The organism is Streptomyces sp. MMG1533 (assembly GCF_001279775.1).
Lineage (GTDB): Bacteria > Actinomycetota > Actinomycetes > Streptomycetales > Streptomycetaceae > Streptomyces.
Genome location: NZ_LGDG01000041.1, coordinates 68,194 through 92,995, shown reverse-complemented (window position 1 = coordinate 92,995; position 24,802 = coordinate 68,194). Strand labels below are relative to the sequence as shown.

General features: G+C 71.6%; 24 protein-coding genes, 1 pseudogene and 1 riboswitch. Of the genes and pseudogenes, 17 read left to right on the top strand and 8 right to left on the bottom strand.

Annotation, left to right across the window (positions count from 1 at the left end):
* The first annotated feature begins 30 nt into the window (after positions 1 to 30).
* Positions 31 to 506: pseudogene (locus ADK57_RS07475) on the top strand (acyl-CoA thioesterase).
* Here the strand turns inward: ADK57_RS07475 and ADK57_RS07470 are convergent.
* On the bottom strand, positions 466 to 1,677 hold the full coding sequence (locus ADK57_RS07470) for an MFS transporter (RefSeq protein ID WP_053748561.1): 1,212 nt from the start codon (positions 1,675 to 1,677) through the stop codon (positions 466 to 468). The pseudogene ADK57_RS07475 and the gene ADK57_RS07470 overlap by 41 nt on opposite strands.
* A 126-nt stretch (positions 1,678 to 1,803) precedes the next feature.
* Here ADK57_RS07470 and ADK57_RS07465 point away from each other — a divergent pair, with 126 nt between their 5' ends.
* Complete coding sequence (locus tag ADK57_RS07465) at positions 1,804 to 3,021, top strand: ROK family transcriptional regulator (RefSeq protein ID WP_053748560.1); 1,218 nt, start codon at positions 1,804 to 1,806, stop codon at positions 3,019 to 3,021.
* On the opposite strand, the gene ADK57_RS07460 is transcribed toward ADK57_RS07465, so the two are convergent.
* Together ADK57_RS07460 and ADK57_RS07455 are read right to left on the bottom strand one after the other, a co-directional pair.
* Complete coding sequence (locus tag ADK57_RS07460; protein WP_053748559.1) at positions 3,018 to 3,755, bottom strand: SDR family oxidoreductase; 738 nt, start codon at positions 3,753 to 3,755, stop codon at positions 3,018 to 3,020. The two genes, ADK57_RS07465 and ADK57_RS07460, sit on opposite strands and share 4 nt — an antisense overlap.
* Positions 3,756 to 3,845: 90 nt before the next feature.
* Complete coding sequence (locus ADK57_RS07455; protein WP_053748558.1) at positions 3,846 to 4,733, bottom strand: RNA polymerase sigma-70 factor; 888 nt, start codon at positions 4,731 to 4,733, stop codon at positions 3,846 to 3,848.
* A 292-nt stretch (positions 4,734 to 5,025) separates the two neighbouring features.
* Positions 5,026 to 5,156: riboswitch (FMN riboswitch) on the top strand.
* Positions 5,157 to 5,301: 145 nt separating this feature from the next.
* Between ADK57_RS07455 and ADK57_RS07450 the strand changes: the two genes are divergently transcribed.
* The 9 genes from ADK57_RS07450 to ADK57_RS07410 all read left to right on the top strand — a co-directional run bounded on the left by ADK57_RS07450 (position 5,302) and on the right by ADK57_RS07410 (position 12,658).
* Positions 5,302 to 5,904, top strand: coding sequence for a riboflavin synthase (locus ADK57_RS07450; RefSeq protein ID WP_053748557.1), 603 nt, complete (start codon positions 5,302 to 5,304; stop codon positions 5,902 to 5,904).
* Positions 5,901 to 6,551, top strand: a complete 651-nt coding sequence (locus ADK57_RS07445; RefSeq protein WP_053748556.1) for a nicotinamide mononucleotide transporter family protein — start codon at positions 5,901 to 5,903, stop codon at positions 6,549 to 6,551. Before ADK57_RS07450 ends, ADK57_RS07445 begins: the two co-directional genes overlap by 4 nt.
* On the top strand, positions 6,548 to 7,837 hold the full coding sequence (locus ADK57_RS07440) for a bifunctional 3,4-dihydroxy-2-butanone-4-phosphate synthase/GTP cyclohydrolase II (protein ID WP_053748555.1): 1,290 nt from the start codon (positions 6,548 to 6,550) through the stop codon (positions 7,835 to 7,837). Before ADK57_RS07445 ends, ADK57_RS07440 begins: the two co-directional genes overlap by 4 nt.
* A 21-nt stretch (positions 7,838 to 7,858) precedes the next feature.
* Positions 7,859 to 8,344, top strand: a complete 486-nt coding sequence (gene ribH, locus ADK57_RS07435; RefSeq protein WP_053748554.1) for a 6,7-dimethyl-8-ribityllumazine synthase — start codon at positions 7,859 to 7,861, stop codon at positions 8,342 to 8,344.
* Positions 8,345 to 8,377: 33 nt separating this feature from the next.
* A complete protein-coding gene (locus ADK57_RS07430; protein ID WP_020117406.1) occupies positions 8,378 to 8,650 on the top strand; it encodes a phosphoribosyl-ATP diphosphatase in 273 nt (90 codons plus the stop codon).
* Between the two features lie 53 nt (positions 8,651 to 8,703).
* On the top strand, positions 8,704 to 9,552 hold the full coding sequence (hisG, locus tag ADK57_RS07425) for an ATP phosphoribosyltransferase (RefSeq protein ID WP_053748553.1): 849 nt from the start codon (positions 8,704 to 8,706) through the stop codon (positions 9,550 to 9,552).
* Between the two features lie 14 nt (positions 9,553 to 9,566).
* On the top strand, positions 9,567 to 10,022 hold the full coding sequence (locus tag ADK57_RS07420) for a PH domain-containing protein (RefSeq protein WP_053748552.1): 456 nt from the start codon (positions 9,567 to 9,569) through the stop codon (positions 10,020 to 10,022).
* 225 nt (positions 10,023 to 10,247) lie between these two features.
* Positions 10,248 to 11,576 carry a hemolysin family protein gene (locus ADK57_RS07415; protein ID WP_053748551.1) on the top strand — a complete coding sequence of 443 codons (1,329 nt, stop codon included), beginning with the start codon at positions 10,248 to 10,250 and terminating at the stop codon, positions 11,574 to 11,576.
* A complete protein-coding gene (locus tag ADK57_RS07410) occupies positions 11,573 to 12,658 on the top strand; it encodes a hemolysin family protein (RefSeq protein WP_053748550.1) in 1,086 nt (361 codons plus the stop codon). The genes ADK57_RS07415 and ADK57_RS07410 overlap by 4 nt, the downstream gene beginning before the upstream one ends.
* Before the next feature lie 277 nt (positions 12,659 to 12,935).
* Here ADK57_RS07410 and ADK57_RS07405 read toward each other — a convergent pair whose 3' ends face one another.
* Both ADK57_RS07405 and ADK57_RS07400 read right to left on the bottom strand, forming a co-directional pair.
* On the bottom strand, positions 12,936 to 14,798 hold the full coding sequence (locus tag ADK57_RS07405; protein ID WP_053748549.1) for an AAA family ATPase: 1,863 nt from the start codon (positions 14,796 to 14,798) through the stop codon (positions 12,936 to 12,938).
* Positions 14,799 to 15,258: 460 nt separating this feature from the next.
* Positions 15,259 to 15,873, bottom strand: coding sequence for a uridine kinase family protein (locus ADK57_RS07400; protein ID WP_420711847.1), 615 nt, complete (start codon positions 15,871 to 15,873; stop codon positions 15,259 to 15,261).
* 177 nt (positions 15,874 to 16,050) lie between these two features.
* Between ADK57_RS07400 and ADK57_RS07395 the strand changes: the two genes are divergently transcribed.
* The 3 genes from ADK57_RS07395 (at position 16,051) to ADK57_RS07390 (ending at position 18,426) form a co-directional block, all read left to right on the top strand.
* A complete protein-coding gene (locus ADK57_RS07395; protein ID WP_053748548.1) occupies positions 16,051 to 17,418 on the top strand; it encodes a peptidase C39 family protein in 1,368 nt (455 codons plus the stop codon).
* A gap of 140 nt (positions 17,419 to 17,558) precedes the next feature.
* Entirely contained in the window at positions 17,559 to 17,699 is a 141-nt protein-coding gene (locus ADK57_RS48850; RefSeq protein WP_107091496.1) for an SCO1431 family membrane protein, read from the top strand.
* Positions 17,700 to 17,763: 64 nt separating this feature from the next.
* Positions 17,764 to 18,426 (top strand): TetR/AcrR family transcriptional regulator, encoded by a 663-nt coding sequence (locus ADK57_RS07390; RefSeq protein ID WP_053748547.1) that lies wholly within the window; start codon positions 17,764 to 17,766, stop codon positions 18,424 to 18,426.
* A gap of 60 nt (positions 18,427 to 18,486) precedes the next feature.
* On the opposite strand, the gene ADK57_RS07385 is transcribed toward ADK57_RS07390, so the two are convergent.
* A complete protein-coding gene (locus ADK57_RS07385; RefSeq protein WP_053748546.1) occupies positions 18,487 to 19,737 on the bottom strand; it encodes a glycoside hydrolase family 18 protein in 1,251 nt (416 codons plus the stop codon).
* Between the two features lie 336 nt (positions 19,738 to 20,073).
* On the opposite strand from ADK57_RS07385, the gene ADK57_RS07380 reads away from it, so the two are divergent.
* The gene (locus ADK57_RS07380; RefSeq protein WP_053748545.1) at positions 20,074 to 21,246 is read left to right on the top strand and encodes an acyl-CoA dehydrogenase family protein; all 1,173 of its coding nucleotides are present in this window, start codon (positions 20,074 to 20,076) and stop codon (positions 21,244 to 21,246) included.
* Here the strand turns inward: ADK57_RS07380 and ADK57_RS50950 are convergent.
* Both ADK57_RS50950 and ADK57_RS07375 read right to left on the bottom strand, forming a co-directional pair.
* Positions 21,209 to 21,469: a hypothetical protein gene (locus ADK57_RS50950; RefSeq protein ID WP_078973003.1), complete on the bottom strand. Its 261-nt coding sequence runs from the start codon at positions 21,467 to 21,469 to the stop codon at positions 21,209 to 21,211. The two genes, ADK57_RS07380 and ADK57_RS50950, sit on opposite strands and share 38 nt — an antisense overlap.
* 183 nt (positions 21,470 to 21,652) lie before the next feature.
* On the bottom strand, positions 21,653 to 22,087 hold the full coding sequence (locus tag ADK57_RS07375) for a hypothetical protein (protein WP_053748544.1): 435 nt from the start codon (positions 22,085 to 22,087) through the stop codon (positions 21,653 to 21,655).
* Between the two features lie 268 nt (positions 22,088 to 22,355).
* Between ADK57_RS07375 and ADK57_RS07370 the strand changes: the two genes are divergently transcribed.
* Entirely contained in the window at positions 22,356 to 22,796 is a 441-nt protein-coding gene (locus ADK57_RS07370; protein WP_053748543.1) for an Lrp/AsnC family transcriptional regulator, read from the top strand.
* 47 nt (positions 22,797 to 22,843) lie between these two features.
* A complete protein-coding gene (locus tag ADK57_RS07365; RefSeq protein WP_053748542.1) occupies positions 22,844 to 24,445 on the top strand; it encodes an amidohydrolase in 1,602 nt (533 codons plus the stop codon).
* Positions 24,446 to 24,802: the final 357 nt, after the last annotated feature.

The window sequence follows — 24,802 nt, the reverse complement described above, 5'->3', positions numbered from 1 at the left end:
GTGCGGGTGCGATGCCGGGACCATTCTCACGTGACCGCCGAAGCCCCGATCGCCCCCGCCCTGACGTACGGCCGGCTGAGCCGGTCACGGTCCACTTCGACGACCTCGACGACCTCGACGACCTCGACGTGCTCGGCATGCTGCACAACGCCCGCTGCCCTCTGCTGGTCGAGCGGGCCTGGACCGGGTTCCGGCAGGAGCACGGCCTCCGCTTCGACGGCGCCCGGGCGAGCGCCGGGGTCGCCTGCAACGTGGTCAAGGAGCTGCTGACCGGCTACGAGGCCCCGTTCACCCGGACCGGCACGTGCGCCGTCCACCTCCGGCTGGAACGCCTCGGCAGCACCCGTCTGACGTACGGCTTCCGGTTCTGCTCGGCGGACGGTGCCACGACGTACGCGCGGGGCACCCGGGTGCAGGTGCGGCTGGACGCGGGGACCCTGCGTCCAGCGCCGTGGAGCGACGGGTTCAGGGCCGCGGGTCGGGAACTGCTGCGGGCCGCCGGCTGACCTTCGGCCGGTCGCGGTCGCCCGCGCGCAGCACGCCCGCGAAGACCACGAGCCCGCACGCCAGCACCGTCACCAGACCGAACGACACCATCAGGCTGGTCGCCTGGGCGATTCCGCCGATCGCGCTCGGTGCGATCAGGCCCGAGGTGTACGTGATGGTCGCGACGCCGGCGATGGCGAGGCTGGGGTTCGGCCCGCTGCGGCCCGCCGCGGCGAAGCACAGCGGTACGACGACGGCGATACCGAGACCCATCAGCGCGAACCCGCCCATCGCCACGGCCGGATGGTCCGCGACGACGATGAGCAGCCCTCCCGCGGCGGCGAGGACACCGCCGACGCGCACGGTACGGACCGAGCCGAAGCGGTTCACGACCGCGTCGCCCACGAGTCGTGCCAGCGCCATGGTGAGCATGAACCCGGTCGTGCAGGCGGCGGCGAGCCCCGCCGAGGTGTCCATCCGGTCGCGCAGATAGACCGCGGACCAGTCCAGGCTCGCCCCCTCCGCGAACACCGCGCAGAAACCGACCGCGCCGATCAGCAGCGCCGACCTGGGCGGCAGTGCGAACCTCGGCGGCGGCTCCTCGTCCTCGGCGGGCTGCAGGTCGAGCACCCAGCGGCAGGCCAGGACCCCGAGCACGGTGAGGGCGGCCGCCGCCAGCGCGAAGTGCAGGCGCGCGTCCGCACCGAGGTGCGCGGCGAGTGTGCCGGCCGCCGAGCCGATCAGCGCACCCGCGCTCCACATGCCGTGCAGGCCGGACATGATCGACTTGCCGAGCAGTCGCTCGACCTCGACGCCCAGCGCGTTCATGGCGACGTCGGCCATGCCGGCAGTGGCGCCGTAGGCGAACATCGCCAGGCACAGCGTGTACAGGTTCGGCGCGAGCGACGGCAGGACCAGCGCCAGTGTCCACAGTGAGAGCAGCCCGCGCAGGGCCGCCCGGCTGCCGAAGCGGTGGGTGATCCGGCCGGCCAGCGGCATCGAGCACGAGGCGCCGAACGCCGTGAAGGCCAGGGCGAAGCCGAGCTGTCCCGCACTCACCGACGCATGGTCCTGGATCCACGGCACACGTGTCGCGAACGAGCCGGTCACGGCCCCGTGCACGGCGAACACAGCGGCCACGGCGTACCGGGCCCGCTTCACCTCGACTTGGTCGAAGACCACTTCACTCATTCTCGGGCCCCTCCCGGGTTTTCGGTCCGCGCTCGCGACGCCGTAAACTATCAGGAACCCTGCCTGATAGATAGCGGGACAATCAGCCCCCGCTGTCCGGCCTCGCCGATCTGGAAGGATCCCGGCATGCCCGCATCCTCGAGCACCGCCCGGGCCATCAACGACAGACTCGCCCTGCGTCTGCTCCAGCAGGAGGGCCCGTTGACGGCAGGGCAGTTGAAGCAGCTCACCGGCCTGTCCCGGCCGAGCGTCGCCGACCTCGTCGAACGCCTCACCGCCTCCGGCCTGATCTCGGTGGTCGGGGAGTCGGGCGAGCAGCGGCGCGGGCCGAACGCGAAGCTGTACGGGATCGTCGCCGACCGCGCCCATCTGGCGGCCCTCGACATCCGTACCGAGGGCGTCGCGGTCCTCGTCTCCGACCTCCTCGGCAGCGTGCTCGCCGAGGCGTCCGTGCCGATCGGCGACGACACGGGCACCGGGCCCGCGGTGGACCAGGCGGTCACCCTGGTCGAGCGGGTGGCGAAGGAAGCCGGCGCGGACCGGCTGCACACCCTCGGCATCGGCGCACCCGGCCTGATCGACCCGGCGAGCGGCGACCTCCGCGACTCCTCGGGCCTGCCCGAATGGCACCGGCAACTGGTGGCCGCGCTTCAGGAGCGCTTCCCCCGGACCCGGGTCAGCGTCGAGAACGAGACCAACCTCGCCGCCCTCGCCGAACAGCGCGACGGCGCCGCCCGCGACCGGGACACCTTCGCCCTGCTCTGGCTCGGCATCGGCATCGGTGCCGCGCTCGTCCTCGACGGCACCCTTCGCCGGGGAGCCTCCGGCGGCGCGGGGGAGATCGGCTTCCTGCCGGTGCCGGGGACGACGGGACTGCCGTCGGCGACCGGCTGCGACGGAGGCTTCCACTCCCTCGCGGGCGCCGGCGCGATCGCCGACCTGGCGGCGGAGCACGGGGTGACGGCCACGGCCGCGGCGAACGAGCCGCAGGCGGCGGCGCTCGTCCGCGCGGCGGTGGAAGCGGCGGTGGACCGCGCGCACCGCGGGTCCCGCACCGAGGCCCCCGCCCGCTTCCTCGACGCCCTCGCCGACCGCGTCGCCCTCGGCGCCGCCGCCGTCGTCGCCGTACTGGACCCCGGCTGCGTGGTGCTGGCCGGAGAGATCGGCCGTGCGGGCGGCGACGCCCTGGCGCTCCGGGTCCAGGACCGTCTCGCCCGACTGTCCCCCCTGCCCACACAGGTGCGGCCCAGCACCCTCGGCGGCGGCGCGGTGCTGCGCGGGGCGCTGCTCACGGCACGGGACCGGGCGCAGGACGAGTTGTTCGCGCCCCGGGGGGCGGGCTAGCCCCTCCGGGCAGCCAGATAGTCCTCGAACGACCCCTTCCCCACGGCCCGTTCCGGCGTCAGATGGCCGCCCGCCCGGAACTCGCGGTACGTCCTGCCCGCCAGCGGCACGTTCACCACCGCCCGCTTCCGCCCCGTCGCCTTCAGGTACGCCCGGGCCAGCGAGTCGAACGACCGCACCTCGGGTCCGCCCATGTCCGCGACCCGCCCCGCGGGCGCTCCCGCCGCCAACTCGGCCATCCGGTCAGCCACTTCGGCCACCTCGATCGGCTGGTCCGGGACTCCCGCGGGCAGCAGCATCACCGGCGCCTTGGCCAGGATCCGGAACAGCCGCACGAGCAGATCGTGGAACTGGGTCGTCCGCAGTACGGTCCAGCCGAGCCCCGACTCCTCGATCTGCTTCTCCACTGCGAGCTTGGTCTTGTAGTAGCCGAACGGCACCCGGTCCACCCCGACGATCGAGATGTAGACCAGGTGGCCCACACCCGCCCGCCGCGCCGCCCCGATCAGGTGCCGGGCCGCCTGCTCGTCACCTCGCGGTGTGGTCGCGCAGTGCACGATCGTGTCCACGCCCGCGACGGCCGCGTCCAGCCCGGCGCCGCCCTCGCGCAGATCGACGGCGTACGGCTGGGCGTGCCGGCTCAGCACCCGTACCTCGTGTCCGTCCGCGCGCAGCCGCTCGGTCACGAGCCGGCCGAGTGTTCCGGTACCGCCGGTCACCAGGATCGTGGTCATGCGGTTCAGCCCCTTCGGACGCCGGACGCTCCCGGGTGGAGCGTCCCTCGTCAGCTGAGACCGGGTAGCCCTGCTCGATGTGACAGAACGCTACGGCCGCGTGAGCTGACGTCGTACGAAGTCCAGCTTGTCCGGGTTCAGCACGGCCCGCACCTGCGCGATCAGCTCGTCGTGCACCTCGAACGCGGCCACCGCGACAAGCGTGTCTCCCGACCAGGCGGCCAGCGCGGCGGCGCCGTTGACCTCGGCCACCGTGAACTCCAAGCCCGTCGCGAACCGCTCGAAAGCGCCCACCGTGAACCGGACGACCTTCTCCCTGCCCTCGATCGGCCGCCGGGCCGTACTGACCTTGCCGCCGCCGTCGCTCCACCAGGTCGCATCGGCCGCGAGCAGCTTCTCCAGGCCGGCCAGATCACCTTCCCTGGCCGCCGCGACGAAGGCCGCGACGAGCTGTTCCCGCCGCTCGGGTCCGGGGTCGAATCGGGGCCGGGGCTCGCTCACCCGCCGCGCCGCCCTCCGGTACAGCTGACGGGAGTTGGCCTCGGTCAGGTCCAGTACGCCGGCGATCTCCCGGTGCCCGTATCCGAACGCCTCCCGGAGCACGTACACGGCCCGCTCGGCCGGCGTCAGCCGCTCCAGCAGGAGCAGCATCGCCATGGACACGGCGTCCCGCTGTTCGGCCGACTCCAGCGGGCCGAGCGTCCCGTCCGAAGTGGCGACCGGCTCCGGCAGCCAGGTCCCCACGTACTGCTCGCGCCGTGCCCGGGCGGAGGTCAGCCGGTTGAGGCAGAGATTGGTGACGACCTTGGCGAGCCAGGCCGCGGGGTGTTCGATCTCCGTGCGGTCGGCCCTGCCGAAGCGCAGATACGCGTCCTGGACGGTGTCCTCGGCCTCCTCGGCGGAGCCCAGCATGCGGTAGGCCAGGCCGAACAGCCGGGGACGGTGACGTTCGAACTCGTCGGCGGGCGCGCTGGTCATGGGTTCAGCCTGCCAGACGGGCCCCGCGGGGAGCGGGAGACCCGGCGGCGGGCAAGGGCCGTCGTCACCGCCGCCGGGCCCGTCTGTGCGGGTGTCCACGCAAGGCGACCCTAAAAAGGACTAGACCATTGCGTCAAGACTTGTGGACCACGGTCAAGGCCCGCAGTGCGTGCGGGAATTGGGGGCCCGACGGCCCGGCCCGGAAGTCCATCGGCGCGGCCTGTGAGCCACCCCACACCCCTCGCCCGTCTGGACGCCGACCGGGCGTGGCACACTGGCCCTGTACCAGAAGCAGCGCACTCCGGGGTCGGTGAAAGTCCGAACCGGCGGTTACAGTCCGCGACCCGGTCGCTTCCAGCGGCCGGTTGACCAGGTGAAATTCCTGGACCGACGGTTAAAGTCCGGATGGGAGGCAGTGCGCGGCGGGCGGGCATTCGTGCGCGCCGCCGTACCGGTTCGTCCATGAGGCGAGCCCTGTCCGGCGTCGCCCCCGGTGTCCCTGCTCGTTCATTCTGTCGTCATCGACAGCCCCGGAGTCCGTGCCCGAAGAGGCAGGAGGACCCGGGAAGTGTTCACCGGAATCGTCGAAGAGCTGGGTGAGGTCACCGCCGTCGAGAACCTCGGCGACGCCTCCCGCTTCAGGCTGCGCGGCCCCGTCGTCACCGAGGGTGCGAAGCACGGCGACTCCATCGCCGTCAACGGCGTCTGTCTGACCGTCGTCGACCACGAGGGCGACGAGTTCACGGCCGACGTGATGGCCGAGACCCTGAACCGCTCAAGCCTCGGCGTCCTCGCCGCCGGCTCCCGCGTCAACCTCGAACGCCCCATGGCACTCGGTGCCCGCCTCGGCGGCCACATCGTGCAGGGCCACGTCGACGGCACCGGCCGCGTGCTGGAGCGCAAGCCGTCCGAGAACTGGGAGATCGTGAAGATCTCCCTCCCCGCGGACCTCACGCGCTACGTCGTCGAGAAGGGCTCCATCACGGTCGACGGCATCAGCCTCACCGTCGTCGACGCCGGCCCCGACCACTTCACCGTCAGTCTCATCCCCACCACCCTCGACCTGACCACGCTCGGCCTGAAGCAGCCCGGCGACCCGGTCAACCTCGAGGTCGACGTCATCGCCAAGTACGTCGAGCGGCTGATGACCAGTCAGGGGGCCACCCGGTGAACTGGCTGAACTCCGAGGCCTTCGTCCTCTTCGACCAGCACATCCTGTGGTCGGACATGGTCGGCAACATCTTCGGCCTGGCCGCCCTCGCCCTGGGCTGGCGCCGGTCCATATGGAGCTGGCCCGTCCAGTTCCTGTCCGGCCTGATCCTCTTCGGGGCCTTCTTCGGCCACCTGACCGGCAGCGCCGGCAAGCAGACCGTCGTCATGGTCGTCGCCGTGTACGGCTGGTGGCAGTGGAACCGCCGCAAGGACCGGGCCGAAGACGGTGGCGACGGCCACATCACCCCGCGGTTCGCCACCTGGCGCGAGCGCGCGGCGATGGCCGGTGCCGCCGCCGTGGGCACGGTCGGCGTGGCCCTCCTCTTCAAGGCCTACCCGACCCTGTCCTGGGACCCCTGGCCGGACGCCTACATCTTCGTCGGCACCATCGTCGCCATGTACGCCCAGGCCCGCGGCATGGTCGAGTTCTGGTTCGCCTGGCTGCTGGTCGACCTGGTCGGCGTCCCGCTGAACTTCGCCAACGGCTACGCCTTCTCCGGCTTCGTCTACGTCATCTACGGCGCGCTCGTCCTGTGGGGCATGCGCGACTGGTGGCTGCGCTCCCGCAAGGGCCCGCAGCCCGCTCTGGAAGGAGCGCCGGCATGAGCGCCGCACCCATCCTGTACAGCACCGACGGTTTCGAGGACTTCTCGCTCGACCCGATCGAGCAGGCCATCGCGGACATCGCGGCCGGCCGCCCGATCGTGGTCGTCGACGACGAGGACCGCGAGAACGAGGGCGACCTCGTCGTCGCCGCCGAGAAGGCGACCCCCGAGATCGTCGCCTTCATGATGAGCGAGTGCCGCGGCCTGATCTGCGCCCCGATGGAGGGCGACGAACTGGAGCGGCTCCGGCTCCCGCAGATGGTCGACGACAACACCGAGTCGATGAAAACCGCGTTCACAGTCTCCGTGGACGCCTCCGCGGCTCACGGCGTGAGCACCGGCATCTCGGCCTCCGACCGCGCCACCACGCTCCAGCTGCTCGCCGGCGGTACGGCGGAGCCCTCGGACCTCGTCCGCCCCGGACACGTCTTCCCCCTCCGCGCCAAGCCCGGCGGCGTGCTCGTCCGCAACGGCCACACCGAGGCCGCCGTCGACCTCGCCCGCCTCGCGGGCCTGCGCCCGGCCGGCGCGATCGTCGAGATCGCCGGCGAGGACGGCCGCATGCTGCGCCTGCCCGAGCTGATCCCCTTCGCCCGCAAGCACGGCCTGACGATCATCTCCATCGAGGACCTGATCGCCTACCGCCGCAGCTCCGAACCCACCGTCCGACGCGAGGCCGAGACCCGCCTGCCCACCGTCCACGGCACCTTCACGGCGTACGGCTACCGCTCCACCGTCGACGGCGTCGAACACGTCGCCCTGGTGCACGGAGACATCGGCGACGGCGAGGACGTCCTCGTCCGCGTCCACTCCGAGTGCCTCACCGGCGACGTCTTCGGCTCCGCGCGCTGCGACTGCGGCCCCCAGCTGGACGCCTCCCTGGAGCGCATCCAGACCGAGGGCAGGGGAGTGGTGGTCTACCTCCGCGGCCACGAAGGGCGCGGCATCGGCCTGCTGTCCAAGCTGCGCGCCTACGAACTGCAGGAGCAGGGCCACGACACCCTCGACGCCAACCTGGAGCTTGGCCTGCCCGCCGACGCCCGGGACTACGGCGCCGGCGCACAGATCCTGGAGGACCTCGGCGTCCACAGCCTGCGCCTGATGACCAACAACCCCGACAAGACCGACGCGCTCGTCCGCCACGGCCTCAAGGTCAACGGCCGCGAGCCGATGCCGGTACAGGCGGGCGAGCACAACCTCCGCTACCTGCGCACCAAGCGGGACCGGATGGGGCACGACCTGCCCTGGCTGGACACGACCCCCGTGTCCACCTGCGGCAACCAGTAAGACAGAACACCAAGGAGAGACGTGAGCGGCAAGGGTGCACCGGAACTGTCCGTACGAGGCGTCGGAGACCTGCGGGTCGCCGTCATCGCGGCACAGTGGCACGAGAAGGTGATGGACGGTCTGGTGGACGGCGCGCTGCGCGCCCTGCACGACCTGGGGATCGACGAGCCGACGCTGCTGAGGGTCCCCGGCAGCTGGGAGCTCCCGGTCGTCGCGAAGGTCCTCGCGGGCCGCGGATACGACGCGATCGTCGCCCTCGGCGTCGTGATCCGCGGCGGCACCCCCCACTTCGAGTACGTGTGCCAGGGAGTCACCCAGGGCCTCACCCAGGTCTCGGTCGACACCGGCGTCCCCATCGGCTTCGGCGTCCTCACCTGCGACACCGAGGAGCAGGCCCTGGACCGGGCCGGCATCGAGGGCTCCAACGAGGACAAGGGACACGAGGCGGTGACCGCGGCGGTGGCGACCGCGGCCACCCTCCGCTCAGTATCTGAACCGTGGCGTTAGCTCGGCCGGCACACGCGTAAAGTGGGCGCCACCATGTCCAATAAGACGTTCGAGGAGCTCTTCACCGAGCTCCAGCACAAGGCCGCAAACGGCGACCCCGCCACTTCCCGCACCGCAGAGCTGGTCGGCAAGGGCGTCCATGCCATCGGCAAGAAGGTCGTCGAGGAGGCCGCCGAAGTCTGGATGGCCGCCGAGTACGAGGGCAAGGAGGCGGCTGCCGAGGAGATCTCGCAGCTGCTGTACCACGTCCAGGTGATGATGGTCGCCCGCGGGATCTCCCTGGACGACGTCTACGCCCACCTCTGAGCCGCGCCACCCACCCGCACATCACCCACGCACGAACGAAGGAAGCCGACCTCATGCTGCGCATCGCCGTCCCCAACAAGGGTTCCCTGTCAGGACCTGCGGCGGAGATGCTGCATGAGGCCGGCTACCAGCAGCGCCGTGAGTCCAAGGAACTGCGGATCGTCGACCCGGAGAACGAGGTCGAGTTCTTCTACCTCCGCCCCCGCGACATCGCGATCTACGTCTCCTCCGGCAAGCTCGACATCGGCATCACCGGCCGCGACCTGCTGATCGACTCCGGCGCCAGCGCGGAGGCGATCCTCCCGCTCGGCTTCGCCCGCTCCACCTTCCGCTTCGCCGGCAAGCCCGGCACGGCGGCCGGCATCGCGGACCTCGCCGGCAAGACGGTGGCCACCTCGTACGAGGGCATCGTCGCCAAGCACCTCGCCGACAACGGCATCGACGCCTCGGTCGTCCACCTCGACGGCGCCGTCGAGACCGCGATCGAACTGGGCGTCGCCGAAGTCATCGCGGACGTCGTGGAGACCGGCACCTCGCTGCGCAACGCGGGCCTCGAAGTCTTCGGCGACCCGATCATGAAGTCGGAGGCCGTCGTCATCCGCCGCGTCGGAGCCGAGGTCGAAGAGCCCAAGGTCCAGCAGTTCCTGCGCCGCCTCCAGGGCGTCCTGGTGGCCCGGACGTACGTGATGATGGACTACGACTGCCGCGTCGAACAGCTCGAGAAGGCCGTCGCGCTGACGCCGGGCCTGGAGTCCCCGACCGTCTCCCCGCTGCACAACGAGGGCTGGGTCGCCGTCCGTGCGATGGTCCCCGCCAAGGAAGCCCAGCGGATCATGGACGACCTGTACGACATCGGCGCCCGGGCCATCCTGACGACGGCCATCCACGCCTGCCGTCTCTGAGGGGCGCAGCCAGAATGTCCGAACTGCCCGCTCTCCCCGTCACGTTCCGGCCGGGACGCACCCGTGCCGTCCTGCTGACCGCCGGCGTCGCGATCTTCGTGGTCATCACGACGGTCGCGATGCTGCTGGAGCAGCTCAGCGCCGGCGAGCGCCTCAGCTTCGTCTTCACCGGGGCGCTCCTGTTCGGCGTGCTGATCCTGCTGTCGCGGCCGAAGGTCGTCGCCGACGAATCCGGTGTCACCGTCGTGAACATCGCCGGCAAACGCCGTCTGGACTGGGCCGAGATCATTCAGGTGAACCTCCGCCCCGGCGACCCATGGGTCTTCCTCAACCTCAGCGACGGCACCAGCCTGCCCGCGCTGGGCATCCAGCCGGGCATCGCCAAGCAGCGTGCCATCGCCGACGCGCGCACGCTGCGGGCGCTCGCCGAGGCCCGCTCCACAGCCCGTCCCGAGGAAGATCAGGGCTGACTCAGGGCGGTCCACCCTGCCGCACGGGCCCATGTCTTGATTAATCTGTTGGCGGAGGCGTTTTTCGCTGCGCCTCCACCCCTGCGCGCCGCCCGGTGCACAGGGGTTCCTGCTACGCGAGGAGTGACCCTCTCCGGCGATGGACGGATCGTCCTGTAGTACCTGCGCCGCCCCCTGCCGACATACCGCGGACCCGGTCCGCGCGTACGCGCAGGCGGCGGCATCATGACCACCCCACTGCTGCTCCTCGGAGCGGCTTTCCTGCTGATTCTCGCCAACGGATTCTTCGTGGCGGCCGAGTTCGGCCTGGTCACGGTCGAGGCGACGGACGCCGAGAAGGCCGCCGCCGAGGGCGACCGACGGGCCCGTACGGTCGTCGAGTCCCTCAAGGAGCTGTCCTTCCAGCTCTCCGGCACCCAGCTCGGCATCACCATCACCTCCCTCGTCGTCGGCATGCTCGCCGAACCGGCGCTCGCGGAGCTGCTGCACGGCCCCATCACCGCGACCGGTATCCCCGCGGGAGCCGTCTCCGGTGTCGCCGTGGTCGTCGGCATGCTGCTGGCCTCGGCCGTGCAGATGGTGATCGGCGAACTGGTGCCCAAGAACTGGGCGGTGTCCAGGCCGATGCAGGTCGCGCGCTTCGTCGCCGGCCCGCAGCACGCCTTCGCCCGGCTGTTCCACCCGGTGATCGCCGCCCTGAACGCGGTCGCCAACCGGCTCGTCCGCGCGATGGGCATCGAGCCCACCGAGGAGCTGGCCTCCGCCCGCACCCCCGGCGAACTCGTCTCCCTGGCCCGGCACTCCGCGCAGGCCGGCGCCCTGGAGCAGGACACCGCCGACCTCTTCGTACGGACGCTGTCGCTGGCCGAGCTGACCGCGCAGCACGTGATGACCCCGCGCGTGAAGGTCAGCGCCCTGCAGTCGTCGGCGACCGCCGAGGACGTGGTCAACCTGACCCGTGCCACCGGGCTGTCCCGCTTCCCCGTCTACCGCGAGAAGATCGACGAGATCGTCGGCATGGTGCACCTCAAGGACGCGCTGGCCGTGCCCGCGTACGACCGCCTGCGCACCCCGGTGGTGAGCATCGCGCGCCCGGCGCTGCTCGTGCCCGAGACGCTGCCCGTACGGCCCCTGCTCGCGCAGTTGCGCAGCGAGCAGCCCATCGCCGTCGTCGTCGACGAGTACGGCGGCACGGCCGGCGTCGTCACGCTGGAGGACATCGTCGAGGAGATCGTCGGCGAAGTGCGCGACGAGCACGACGGGCACGACCTGCCCGAACTCGCCGCCGCCCCGCCGGAGGACGGCAGGCCCGCCTGGGAGGCCGACGGCAGCTGCCGTGTCGACATCCTCCTGCGCATAGGCCTGGAGGTGCCCGAGGGTCCGTACGAGACCGTCGCCGGCCTGGTGGCCGACCTCCTCGGCCGCATCCCGGCCGTCGGCGACCGGGCCGAACTGCCCGGCTGGCGGCTGTCGGTGCGCCAGGTCGGGCACTACCGCGCCGAGCGGGTCCGCCTGGTGCGGACGGCCCCCGTCGTGCTGGAGGCGGCCCGATGAGCGTGCTCCAACTCCTGTTCGCCGCGCTGCTCGTGCTCCTCAACGGCTTCTTCGTCGGTGCCGAGTTCGCGCTCGTCTCCGTGCGCCGCAGCCAGGTCGAACCGCTCGGCACCGCCCGCGCCCGTCAGGTCCTGTACGGCCTGGAGCGGCTGCCGCAGATGATGGCGGCCGCCCAGTTCGGCATCACCGTCTGCTCCCTGACCCTGGGCGCGGTCGCCGAACCGACGGTCGCACGCCTGCTGGAGCCGGTGTTCGAGTGGATCCACCTGCCGCACGGCATGATCCACCCGCTCGGCTATGTCATCGCGCTCGCCGCGGTGATCTTCTTCCATCTCGTCATCGGCGAGATGGTCCCGAAGAACCTAGCGATGGCGGCCCCGGAGAAGGTCGCGCTGTGGCTCAGCCCCGGTCTGGTCGCCTTTGCCCGCCTGTGCAAGCCGATCACCGTGGGCCTCGGTGCCTGCGCCGGGGGCATCCTGCGGCTCTTCGGCGTCGAGCCCAAGGACGAGGTCGAGGCCGTCTTCACCAGCGAACAGCTCAACCGCCTGGTGGAGGACTCCGGCCAGGCCGGCCTGCTCGACCCCGAGGAGCAGGAACGCCTGGAGGACGCCCTGGAACTGGGCTCCCGCCCGGTCACGGACGTGCTCCTGAGGCGCGAGTCGCTGGTGACGGTCAGCCCCTCGGTCACCCCGGGCCAGATCGTCGAACTCACCGGCCACACCGGCTACTCCCGCTTCCCCGTCGCGGCGGAGAACGGCGCCTTCATGGGCTACCTGCACGTGAAGGACGTACTCGACCTGGAGGACTCCGAGCGGGCGGTGCCGCAGCAGGTGTGGCGCCCGATGACGACCCTGCGCTCCGAACTGCCCCTCGACGACGCGCTCACGGTGATGCGCCGGGCTGCGACACACCTCGCCCAGGTGGCGGACGCGTCCGGCAAGGTGCTGGGGCTCGTCGCGCTGGAGGACGTACTGGAGCTGCTGGTCGGCGAGGTACGGGACCCGGCGCACCGGGAGGTGCCGGAGGTACGGGTTGCGGAGCCTCGGGTGAGCGGGGAGCCGGAGGAGGCACTGGCGAGCTGAGCCACGCCGCCGCTGCGGGCAGCTGTGCCGCTGGGGCGGCGCCCACCTGGCAAGGTGCGGAGCTGCGGGCAGTCGTGCCGCTGGGGCGGCGCCCACCTGGCAAGGTGCGGAGCTGCGGGCAGTCGTGCTGCTGGGGCGGCGCCCTCCCGGCAACGTCTGGAGCTGCGGGCAGCTGTGCTGCTGGGGCGGCACGGGTGGGCGCAGCGGCACCCCGTCAGCGCCGGGCCGCGCGAACCGCCCCCGCCCGCACCAGCACCGGGCACCCGCCCAACATCCGTCACATCGCCGACGGGTCCTGCGGCCCCCGCCCCGACAGCACCTCTCCGTACGCCTGCATCAGGTCCGGCAACCGCAGCGTCGACAGGTCGTCCCGCGTCAGCAGCCCCGGATACGTCGACAGCCGCAGATCCCGGTACGCGCAGCTCTTCTCGTACAGCGTGCGCAGGAACCGTCCGTTGCCCAGCTCGTCGATCCACCCCTGGTCGACCACATGCCCGGCTATCGATCGCAGCTCGTCGAGCGCCTCCTCGTCCCACACGTCACCGTTCTCCGTGGCCAACACCTCGCCGATCGAGGTGAGTTCGAGCGGCCGGTAGGACGGAAAGTCGACGCGGGTCGTGAAGCGGGACGACAGCCCGGGGTTGGCGGCCAGCAGACGGTCCATGCCCTCCGGATAGCCGGCCAGGATCACCACGAGGTGGTCGCGGTTGTCCTCGGCCCGCTTCAGCAGCACCTGGAGTGCCTCGTCGCCGTACGCGTCGCCCTTGCCGTAACCGGAGTTGGAGAGCGAGTACGCCTCGTCGACGAACAGCACACCGCCGAGCGCGGAGTCGATGAGTTCGTTGGCCTTCACGGCGGTCTGGCCGAGGTACTCGCCCACCAGGTCCGCCCGCTGGGCCTCCACGAGATGGTCGCCGCCGAGGAGCCCGAGGGCGTAGAAGACGCGGCCGAGGATGCGGGCCACCGTGGTCTTGCCCGTGCCGGAGGGACCCGAGAAGACGAAGTGCCGCTTCGGCGGCTGGACCGGCAGCCCCTGCCCGGCACGCAGCCGGGCCATGTTCAACTGTGCGGACAACGCCTTGACCTGGCGCTTCACCGGTTCCAGGCCCACCATGCGCTCAAGCTCGGCGAGCGCCGCCTCCAGTAGCGCGGGATCCGTCGGCCCGGCGGGCAGCGACGGTGAGGGTACGGACTTCTCGCGCACCGCCGGGTCGGTCGCAGACGGCAGCGGACCGGAGGGCGGCAGGTCGGGCTCCGTGAGCTTCAGGTCGCGACCCTCCGTGCCGAAGAGAGGATCGAGCCCGTCGGGGCCGTCCAGGACGTCCTGCCCCGCCCCGGTGAGCGTGATCGCGGCGAGGTCGGTGGAGTCGTCGTACCCGTCGCCCTCGGCGATCGCGGCGAGCCGGGCCGAGGTGTCCATGAAGGCCGGGTCGACGCGGTGCACGGCCCGGTAGAGGGGCAGTGCGGCTGCGCTGCGGCCCGTGCCCTCGTGGGCCCGCGCCAGCCAGTAGCGCAGTTCCTTGCGCTGCGGCTGCTCGCTGCGGCAGCGCATCAGGGCCGCCGACAGCAGTGGTTCGGCCTGTCCGTACATCTCCAGGCGGACCCGGGCCATACCTCCGAACAGGCCCGCCTCGATGCCCAGCATGGGGTCGTTGATCAGCGGGTCGGTGTGCCGGACCAGCTGTTCCCAGTCCTTGACGAGATAGGCGCGGCAGGAGTGCAGGAAGCGGACCTGGTGGTCGGCGTCCACCGGCGGCAGGCCCGCCAGGGCCCGGTCGAGTTCCGGGACGTGCCGGCCGTCCAGCCAGTGGGAGGCGTGGGCGAGAAGCAGGTCGCGCGGGCTCTCCAGCACCGGCTGCACCCACCAGCCCAGCCAGTACCAGGAGTTGAGGGTGCGCCGATGCCGGGCGCGTTGTTCGCCGAAGCGGTCGCGGTGCCGGAACATCCTCAGCAGCGCGGTCGTCGTGTCCACACGCAGCGCGTGCAGTCCGAGCCACCCGTCGGCCATCCCGGGATCGATCCGCACCGCGGTGCGGAACTCCTCCTCCGCCTGCGGATAGGCGCCCATAGTGTAGGCGTCCACCCCTCGCAGCCAGGCAAGGTCGGCCGGGGCCTCGGGGCCCTGCGTGCCGAAGTCCATCACGTCCCCCACAAACCGTGCCCCCGTTTGGTTGGCCGGCGGGCCGGTGCCCGTCGACCGCCTTGGTCCAACAGCTGTGCCGCGGACCGGAGTTGCAACGGTGCGCAGAGCAGCCGTCCGTAGGTCGCACCGAGGGCATCGTACCTGCGCAGGTGTCGCCCGCCGAAGGGTGCCGCACAGGCCGTTTGGCGAGGTGGGAGCGGAGGGGCGCACTCACGCGTGGTGACCGAGGGTGAGCGAAACGTGCCTCGCGGCGCCCGAAAAACGGGGAGAGGGCAGAACGAAGCCCCCGATCACGGGGGAACAACCGGGGGCTTCGCGACTGCGGGCGGCTGCGATGGGCCGCACATTGAGAACGTAAGACCTGTACGGCCCGTCGGTCAAGCCGAGTTGAAGCACTCCGGGAAGTTCTCCCACAAGGCTCTTCACGAGGTCAGCACATTGCGGACGGTCCGTCACTCTACGTGATGCTCTGGTCCGGTCCAACGTTCCCGGCAGGCCCCGGAAACACCTCGTACCCCTCCCGGCACTGCCGTACCAGGAGGTCGGCGAAGGGCCGCGAGGGATCCTCGGCGAAGTGCCGTTGTTCCGCCCGGACCCACCCGGCCCAGAACTCCCGCTGCTCCTCACCGTCCCGAGACCGCCCACGCGCCCATGCCTCCTCGCGGGGCAGCTCCATCCACAGCAGGCGCGCCAGATACGGGCGCAGTGCCCGGCGGCCCGCCCCGACGCCCTCGACGAGGACCACCGGGGCGGGCGGCAGCGGGTGCGGCGGTCCGAAGCGGCGGGCATGCCAGTCGTACGGCGTGTACTGCGCACTCTCGCCGCGGCCGAACGGCACGATCACCTGGGCCAGCAGCCGTCCGGTCCAGTCGAACAGCTCCTCGTGGCTGGCGATGTCGTCGAGGCGCAGCACCGGCGCGCCGCCCAGCTCCCGGGCCAACTTCCCGGCGAACGTGGACTTCCCGGAGCCGGCGTGCCCGTCGACGCCGATCAGGCGGACCGGGCCGCAGGAGGGGGGCAGCCGGCGGAGCCGGGAGGCGAGGTCGCGGATGGCCGTTCCTCGGGGGAGCAGGGAGCAGGTTTCCTCCGTGCAGTCTAAGTCGGCCAGGTCACGCCAGTGGAGGAGACCAATATTGCCGGGCGTGGCATGGCCCGAAGTGCTGGCAGGAGCATGCTGCCTGTTCCATAGTTGGCGCACGCAAGTGCATTGGACCTGCCCCGACTCGGACACCTGGGGGTCATTCCACCCATGAGCAGAGCCGAACAGCCGTCCCGCAGAACCGTCCTCGCAGCCGCGGTCGCCGCCGCCGTGGCCGGCAGCGCGGGCCCGGCGTCCGCCGACACCGCGAGCAGAACCGTGACCGACACAGCCGACCGTGCCCCGGCCCGCCCGGTCGACAACCGCTTCTGGACCACGTACGCCCACTGGCGCGGCGGCACCGCCAAGGGCACCCGGGCCGTCGCGGGCGCCCGCCCGGGCGTCGCGATCGGCACCCCCGCGGGCACCGCCGACTACACCGACCCGCACACCGGCAAGACCGCCGCCTGGGAGTACGGGACCTGGACGTCCCCCGTCCACGACCTCGCCGTCCCCGCCACGGAGGTGATCGCCTCCTGGAACGCCCACACCCCGGCCGGCACCTGGATCCAGGTCGAACTGAAGGGCACGTACTCCGACGGCACGGACACCCCCTGGTACGTGATGGGCCGCTGGGCGGCGGGCGACCAGGACATCAGGCGGACCTCGGTCGACGACCAGAGCGACGACAAGAGCAGCATCTGGACGGACACCTTCGCGATCGACGACCCGGCCACGGGCCTGCGCCTGGTGTCGTACCGCCTCAGGCTCACCCTCCACCGCAAGCCCGGCGCGAAGGTCACGCCCACGGTCTGGCGGCTCGGTGCCATGGGTTCCGACGTCCCCGACCGCTTCACCGTCCCGGCCTCCGTCCCCGGTCTCGCCCAGGAACTGACCGTCCCGCGCTACTCGCAGGAGATCCACGCCGGCCAGTACCCCGAGTACGACAACGGCGGCGAGGCCTGGTGCAGCCCCACCTCCTCGCAGATGATCATCGAGTACTGGGGCGGCCGGCTCTCGGACGCGCAGCTGGCCTGGGTCGACCCCGCGTTCGCCGACCCGCAGGTCTGCCACGCGGCCCGGTACACCTACGACTACCAGTACGCGGGCTGCGGCAACTGGCCGTTCAACGCCGCCTACGCGGCCACCTTCAAGGGCCTCCAGGGCGTGGTCACCCGGCTCGGCTCCCTCACCGACCTGGAGACGCTGATCGCCGCCGGCATCCCGGCCATAACGTCCCAGTCCTTCCTCAAGGAGGAGCTCACGGGGGCGGGTTACGGCACCTCCGGCCACCTGATGACCGTGATCGGCTTCACGGCCACCGGCGACGTGATCGCCAACGACCCGGCCTCGCCGGACAACGAGGCGGTGCGGCGCGTCTACAAGCGGCGCGAGTGGGAGAACATCTGGCTCCGGACCAAGCGGTACAACGCCGCCGGCAAGGTCGTCTCCGGCACCGGCGGCGTCTGCTACCTGTACTTCCCGGCCGTGCCGACCCCGCGCCAGCGCAAAGCACTGGCGGCGGTGGGAGTGCGCTGAACCGACGTGCGAACGGCCCCCGGCGCACCGGGGGCCGTTCGCGTGTGACCAAGCTCTCGGCCGCAAAAGCCGTTCCGAGTGGCAAGGTGGACAGATCGGTGGGGGGAGTCCACCCGTACGTCCGACATCAGCGAGAAGCCATGACTGCACACTCGGCCACCGCCGCCCGCGCCCGTACCGGCGGCCCCCGCGAAGACGGCTCGAAGATCGTCGAGCACGTCATGGGCTGGACCCTCGTCGTGGTGATCGCGATGCTCGTCACCCAGCTCGGCCTGCTGTGACCTGACGCATACCCGACCTGACATACTGCGGGTGTCCCGCCGCCCGTTGAGACCAGGGTCGAAATTGAATATCAGTCAACAGCGCGACGCCGCCCGTCCCCGGGCGCGCGGCACCGAGCGCTCGGTCGCACGTCGTGCCGAACTCATCGCCATCGGGCGGAAGTTGTTCGCCGACACGTCGTACGACGCACTCTCGATGGACGACATCGCCCGGCAGGCGCATGTCGCCAAGGGGCTGATCTACTACTACTTCCAGTCCAAGCGCGGCTACTACCTGGCGATCATCCAGGACTCCGTCGCCGACCTGGTCACCTACGCGGCGAGCGGCCTCGAACTGGAGCCGGTGGACCGGGTCCACCGCACCATCGACAGCTATCTGCGCTACGCCGAGCACAACCAGGCCGCCTACCGCACGATCGTCAGCGGCGGCGTCGGCTTCGACGCCGAGGTGCACGCCATCCGGGACGGGGTGCGCGAGGCGATCGTCGCCACCATCGCCGAAGGGGCGTACGGCCGCACCGACATCGCGCCGCTGCCCCGCATGGGCCTGCTCGCCTGGCTGTGCAGCGTCGAGGGTGCCGCCCTCGACTGGATCGACCGCCCCAGCCTGTCCCGCGACACGATGCGCGAACTCCTGGTGAAGACGCTCGGCGGTTCGATGCGGGCCATCGAGGAGATGGACCCCGCGTACCCGGCCCCGGAGCCGGCCCGCCGCGACGACGGCTGACGGTACGCGACTCGGGGCGGAGGCTCGTGGTCCTCCGCCCCAAGTCTCCCGTGGGCTCCGCTAGTTGATCGCTCTGATCAGCTCACCGTCCGCGGTGTCCCCGCTCAGCTCCCAGAAGAACGTGCCGCCCAGGCGCTGCGCGTCCTTGTACTTCATCTTTCCCTTGATCGTCTTCGGGGTGTCGTAACTCCACCAGTCGCTGCCGCACTTGGCGTACGCGGTGCCGCCCACGGTCCCGGTCGGCGGGCACGTGGTCTTCAGCACCTTGTAGTCCTCGTTGCCGTCCTCGTACGTGCCCGCCGCCGGGCCGGTGGCCGTGCCGCCCGGCGTCGCCTGTGTGACGCCGGTCCAGCCGCGCCCGTAGAAGCCGATGCCGAGCAGCAGCTTCGAGGACGGGATGCCCAGGCTCTTGAGCTTGGCGATGGTGGCGGCGGTGTTGTAGCCCTCCTGCGGAATGCCCGGGTAGGACGTCAGCGGCGAGTGCGGCGCCGTCGGGCCGGTGGCGGCCCAGGCGCCGAAGTAGTCGTACGTCATGGGGTTGTACCAGTCGACGTACCGTGCCGCGCCCGCGTAGTCCGCCGCGTCGATCTTGCCGCCGGGTGTGGCGTCGGCGGTGATCGCCGCGGTGATCAACTGCCGCTTGCCGAACTTGGCGCGCAGCGCGGCCATCACGTCCCGGAACGCCTCCCGGTCGCTGGTGTCGCAGGTCAGACCGCAGGCGCCCGGGTACTCCCAGTCGATGTCGATGCCGTCGAAGACGTCCGCCCACTTCGAGTTCTCGACCAGGTCGTAGCAGGACTGGGCGAAGGCCGCCGGATCCTTGGCCGCCTCGCCGAATCCGCCCGACCAGCTCCAGCCGCCGAACGACCAGATGATCTTGAGGTCGGGGTGGAGCTTCTTCAGCTTGCGCAGCTGGTTGAAGTTGCCGCTCAGCGGCTGATCCGCGGTGTCGGCGACACCGTCCACGGACTCCTCGGCGGTGAACGGCTTGTCGGTGTCCGCCCAGGAGTCGCCGAGGGCGCACTTGCCGTCGGTGACGTTGCCGAAGGCGTAGTTGATGTGGGTGAGCTTGTCCGCGGAGCCGGAGGTCTCGATGTTCTTCACGTAGTACTGGCGGCCGTAGATGCCCCAGTCGGTGAAGTAGCCGACAACCTTTGAGCCGGCCGTGCCGGACGCGGTGGCCTCGACGGGGCCGGGCTCGGTGGCGGTGGCGGAGCCCGCACCGGCGAGCAGTGCGGCGCCGAGGGCGGCGCAGCACGAGGCGGACAGAAGGGCCCGGAAGCGGGCGCGGGGGTGGAGCGGGGTGTGCATCGGGTGTCTCCTCGCAGGGGACAGGGAGGGGATCGCACGCCGATTGGCATGAACGCGGGGAAGCGTTGGACCGAAACGGTAAGAGGACTAGACCACTGAGTCAATGGTTCGTACCAATGTCCCGGCGTGGCGGATGGGCCGGGAACTTCTTGAAGTAAGCGGTCGTTAACTGGTGACGGAGTGCCTCCGATCGGGCATACTCACAGCGCACAGCCGCTGGTCAGCAGCTTCCGCGACCCGGGAGTGCGAGCATCGGCAGGCACCCAGTGAGACCCGGCGGAGCGGCCCCCACAACGGGCTTGTCCGCCAGCGCCCGACAGGGAGGAGAGCGTCGCCATGCCCGACCGCGCCCCGCAGCCGGTGGACCGGCAACTGCCCACGGACGAGGCACGGGATCTGATCTCGCTCGTCCGCGACATCGCGCAGCGCGAGATCGCCCCGAAGGCGGCCGAGGAGGAGGACGCCGGACGCTTCCCGCGCGAGGTCTTCACCCTGCTCTCCGAGTCCGGACTGCTCGGCCTGCCGTACGAGTCCGAGCACGGCGGCGGCGACCAGCCCTACGAGGTCTACCTCCAGGTCCTCGAGGAGCTCGCCGCGGCCCGTCTCACCGTCGGCCTCGGCGTCAGCGTGCACACCCTGGCCTCCTACGCGCTCGCCGCCTACGGCACCAAGGAGCAGCAGGTCGAGCACCTGCCCGCGATGCTCGGCGGCGGTCTGCTCGGCGCGTACTGCCTGTCGGAACCGGCCTCCGGCTCGGACGCGGCCTCACTGCGCACGAAGGCGGTGCGCGACGGCGAGGACTGGGTGATCACCGGAACCAAGGCGTGGATCACGCACGGCGGAATCGCCGACTTCTATACGGTCATGGCACGTACGGGCGAGGAGGGCCCGCGCGGGATCACGGCCTTCCTGGTGCCCGGTGACGCGGTGGGCCTGAGCGGCGCGGCGCCGGAGAAGAAGATGGGCATGAAGGGCTCGCCGACCGCCCAGGTCCACTTCGACGGGGTCCGCGTCCCCGACGAGCGGCGCATCGGCGACGAGGGCCAGGGCTTCGCGATCGCCCTGGCCGCGCTCGACTCGGGGCGGCTCGGGATCGCCGCCTGCGCCATCGGCCTGGCCCAGGCGGCGCTCGACGAGGCGGTGGCGTACGCGACCGGGCGGCAGCAGTTCGGCCGGCCCATCGCCGACTTCCAGGGCCTGCGCTTCATGCTCGCCGACATGGCGACCCAGATCGAGGCCGGCCGGGCGCTCTACCTGGCGGCGGCGCGACTGCGCGACGCGGGCCGGCCGTTCGCCAAGCAGGCGGCCATGGCCAAGCTGCACTGCACCGACACCGCGATGAAGGCGACCACGGACGCCGTCCAGGTCCTCGGCGGGTACGGCTACACCGCCGACTTCCCGGCCGAGCGGTACATGCGCGAGGCCAAGGTCCTGCAGATCGTCGAGGGCACCAACCAGATCCAGCGGATGGTCATCGCCCGTCATCTCGCGGGTCCCGAGACCCGCTGAACTGACCCGACGTCACCTGGGGCGCCGCCAGCCTGACCCACTCCGGGTCGTGGCGCCCCGGCAAGGTGCGGCCGCCGTCCGCCCAAGTACGCATCAGATCGCGGTAGATGGGCGGGTCCTGGATCTGCGGCGGCGCGAGCGGAACCGATTCTGCCGATGCGGGGACCGGTGCGGGAACGAACACACGACGCTGACGCCCGGTCGTCCAATAGGTGGGGGTCATACCGGGCCAACGCGAAGGCCGGCGGACAGGTCACCGGTCCCGGGAATCGGGCGTGAGTTCACGGACGTCCGGGCGGTGTGACTGTCTGACGTACCGCCACTCCCGGCTCTGGGCGCACTGAACCGCACCACGGCGGCCTGCGAGCCGTGGTGCGGATCGGTCACGGGGTCGGTGCGAGGCCGCTCAGGCGGCCTGGCGGCGCATGACGGGCACCCGGATGGGGCGGGAGCCCGGGCCGCCGACGTGCGAGAAGGGCTGCGTCCGCCAGTCGAGCCCCTGAGGGAGCGTCAACAGGAGGGCCGTGTCCTGCTCCTGCGGTTCGGCCGACTCGTCCGCCGACCGGGCGTCGGACGCCATGCGGCCGGTGCCGGCGCAGACCGTGAGGCCGAACGGGTTCCACGGCGAGGCGCACAGCGCGTGCTCCGGCAGGACCTCCTCGTCCGCCAGCAGGGCGATTGGCTGCGCGCAGTCCGGGCAGACGACCCGGTACATCTCGAAGGTGTCGTAGGCGTCGAGTTCGTCGTCGAGGGCGTCGGGTTCGACGCCCTCCGGCTCGGGCTCGACGACCAGCTGCGGCCGCTTGGGTGCGGTACGACCAGGGCGCTTAAGACTCTGCATTTGGTTCTCCCCCTCGGGCTGGGCCGTGAAGGCACTGCGGCCTCGACCACAGCAAGCACTTCCCGCCCCGTCTCGGCGGTAATCACGACACCATCACGGAGCCTGTCCGGGGGGTGTGGTCTTCGTCACATGCCATGCGCAGGTGCCCGGCGCGGCCCCTTTGTCCCCCGGACGGCTCACAGGCCGCGCTCGGCCACATCACGAACCGGACATGACCTGGGCCGCTCAGGTATCGGATGAGATCAACCGCACTGTAGGTTCTTGCGCCATGGAGGAGCTCGACCGACAAATCGTGCAGCTGCTCGTCAAGGACGGGCGGATGAGCTACACAGACCTGGGCAAGGCCACCGGCCTGTCCACGTCGGCCGTGCACCAGCGGGTGCGCCGGCTCGAACAGCGGGGCGTCATCCGCGGCTACGCGGCGGTGGTCGACCCGGAAGCCGTCGGGCTGCCCCTGACCGCGTTCATCTCGGTGAAGCCGTTCGACCCCAGCGCCCCCGACGACATCGCTGACCGCCTCGCCGACGTCCCCGAGATCGAGGCCTGCCACAGCGTCGCCGGCGACGAGAACTACATCCTCAAGGTGCGGGTCTCCACCCCGCATGAACTGGAGGAGCTGCTGGCCCGCCTCAGGTCGCTGGCAGGCGTGTCGACGCGGACGACGGTGGTGCTGTCCACGCCGTACGAGGCACGGCCGCCCCGCATCTGACCGACCTGCGTGCCGGACGGCCCGAGCGAGGCGCGAAACTGTCCCTCATGAGTGAACGCACCGCCGAACCGACCACCGTCCTCCTCCGCCGCGGCGAGGTGCACAGCCCGGCCGACCCGTTCGCGACGGCGATGGTCGTGGAGCGCGGCCAAGTCGCCTGGGTCGGCTCGGAGGGCGCGGCCGACGCCTTCGCGGACGGTGTCGACGAGGTGATCGACCTGGACGGCGCCCTGGTCACCCCCGCGTTCACGGACGCGCACGTGCACACCACGTCCACGGGCCTCGCCCTGACCGGCCTCGACCTGTCCGACGCTCCCTCCCTGGACGCGGCCCTCGCCCTCGTACGGGACTTCGCCCTCACCCGCCCGGACGACCGCGTCCTGCTCGGCCACGGCTGGGACGCCGCCCGCTGGCCCGGCGGCCGCCCCCCGACCCGCGCCGAACTCGACGCGGCCACCGGCGGCCGCCCCCTGTACCTCAGCCGGATCGACGTCCACTCCGCGGTCGTCACGACGGCCCTGGTGGACCTGGCCCCCGGTCTCGACGCTCCGGACGCCCCGCTGACCGCCGACGCCCACCACGCCGTACGCTCCGCCGCCCTCGGCGCCCTCACACCGCGGCAGCGCACCGAGGCTCAGCGCACCGCACTCGCCCACGCCGCCGCCCTCGGCATCGGGACCGTCCACGAGTGCGCGGGCCCGGAGATCTCCTCCGAGGACGACTTCACGGCTCTGCTGAAGCTCGCTTCCGAGCAGGCGGGCACCCGTGTCGTCGGCTACTGGGCCGAGCAGAACGTCGAGAAGGCACGCGAGCTGGGCGCGATCGGCGCGGCCGGCGACCTGTTCGTGGACGGCGCCCTCGGCTCACACACCGCCTGCCTGCACGAGCCGTACACCGACGCCGAGCACGCCGGCACCGCCTACCTGGACGCCGCCGCCGTCGCCGCGCACGTCACCGCGTGCACCGAGGCGGGCCTCCAGGCGGGCTTCCACGCGATCGGCGACGCCGCCGTGGCCACCGTCGTCGAGGGCGTGCGCGCCGCCGCCGAGAAGCTCGGCCTCGCCCGCGTCCGGGCCGCCCGCCACCGCGTCGAACACGCCGAGATGCTCTCCCCCGAGACGATCGCGGCCTTCGCCGAGCTCGGCCTGACCGCGTCCGTCCAGCCCGCCTTCGACGCGCTGTGGGGCGGCGAGGACGGCATGTACGCCCAGCGGCTGGGCGCCGACCGGGCCCGCACCCTGAACCCCTTCGCGGCCCTGCTCCGGGCCGGCGTCCCGCTCGCCTTCGGCTCCGACAGCCCGGTCACGCCCCTCGACCCGTGGGGCACGGTCCGCGCGGCCGCCTTCCACCGCACTCCCGAACACCGCGTCTCCGTACGCGCCGCGTTCACCGCGCATACGCGGGGAGGCTGGCGGGCGACCGGACGGGACGACGCGGGTGTCCTGGTGCCCGGCGCACCCGCGGACTACGCCGTGTGGCGCACGGACGAACTGGTCGTCCAGGCCCCGGACGACCGAGTGGCCCGCTGGTCGACCGACCCCCGCTCCGGCACCCCCGGTCTGCCCGACCTGACCCCGGGCCACGACCTGCCCGTCTGCCTGCGTACCGTGGTCGGCGGCCGGACCGTGTTCGTACGGCCGGGCGAGTGATCTACCGGGGTGGCGCACCCCCGGTCGGTCGTCGTCACGGCGTCGCGCGACCTGCGCATCCTCCGCGCTGACCAGGGCTTTGACGGAAGATCCGCAGGTCGAACGGCTGTTGACAGCCGACGGCAGCGGGCCGGTAGGTTCGGCCGAGTCCACCACCGGACGCCCGACCGGGGAACGTCCGCGCACTCGCCGCCGCGCCGCTGGGTCAGGGACGGTGTGCCGCACCGGGGCACCGCCACTGGCAGCCAGGCTCAGCGTCCGCGCCACGGCGAGGGAAGGTTCCGGCCGGTCGGGGAGGTGTGACCCGGGTGGGGCCCGGGAGCTCAGTAGACAACGGCTTTCGGTCGACCCGCAGCC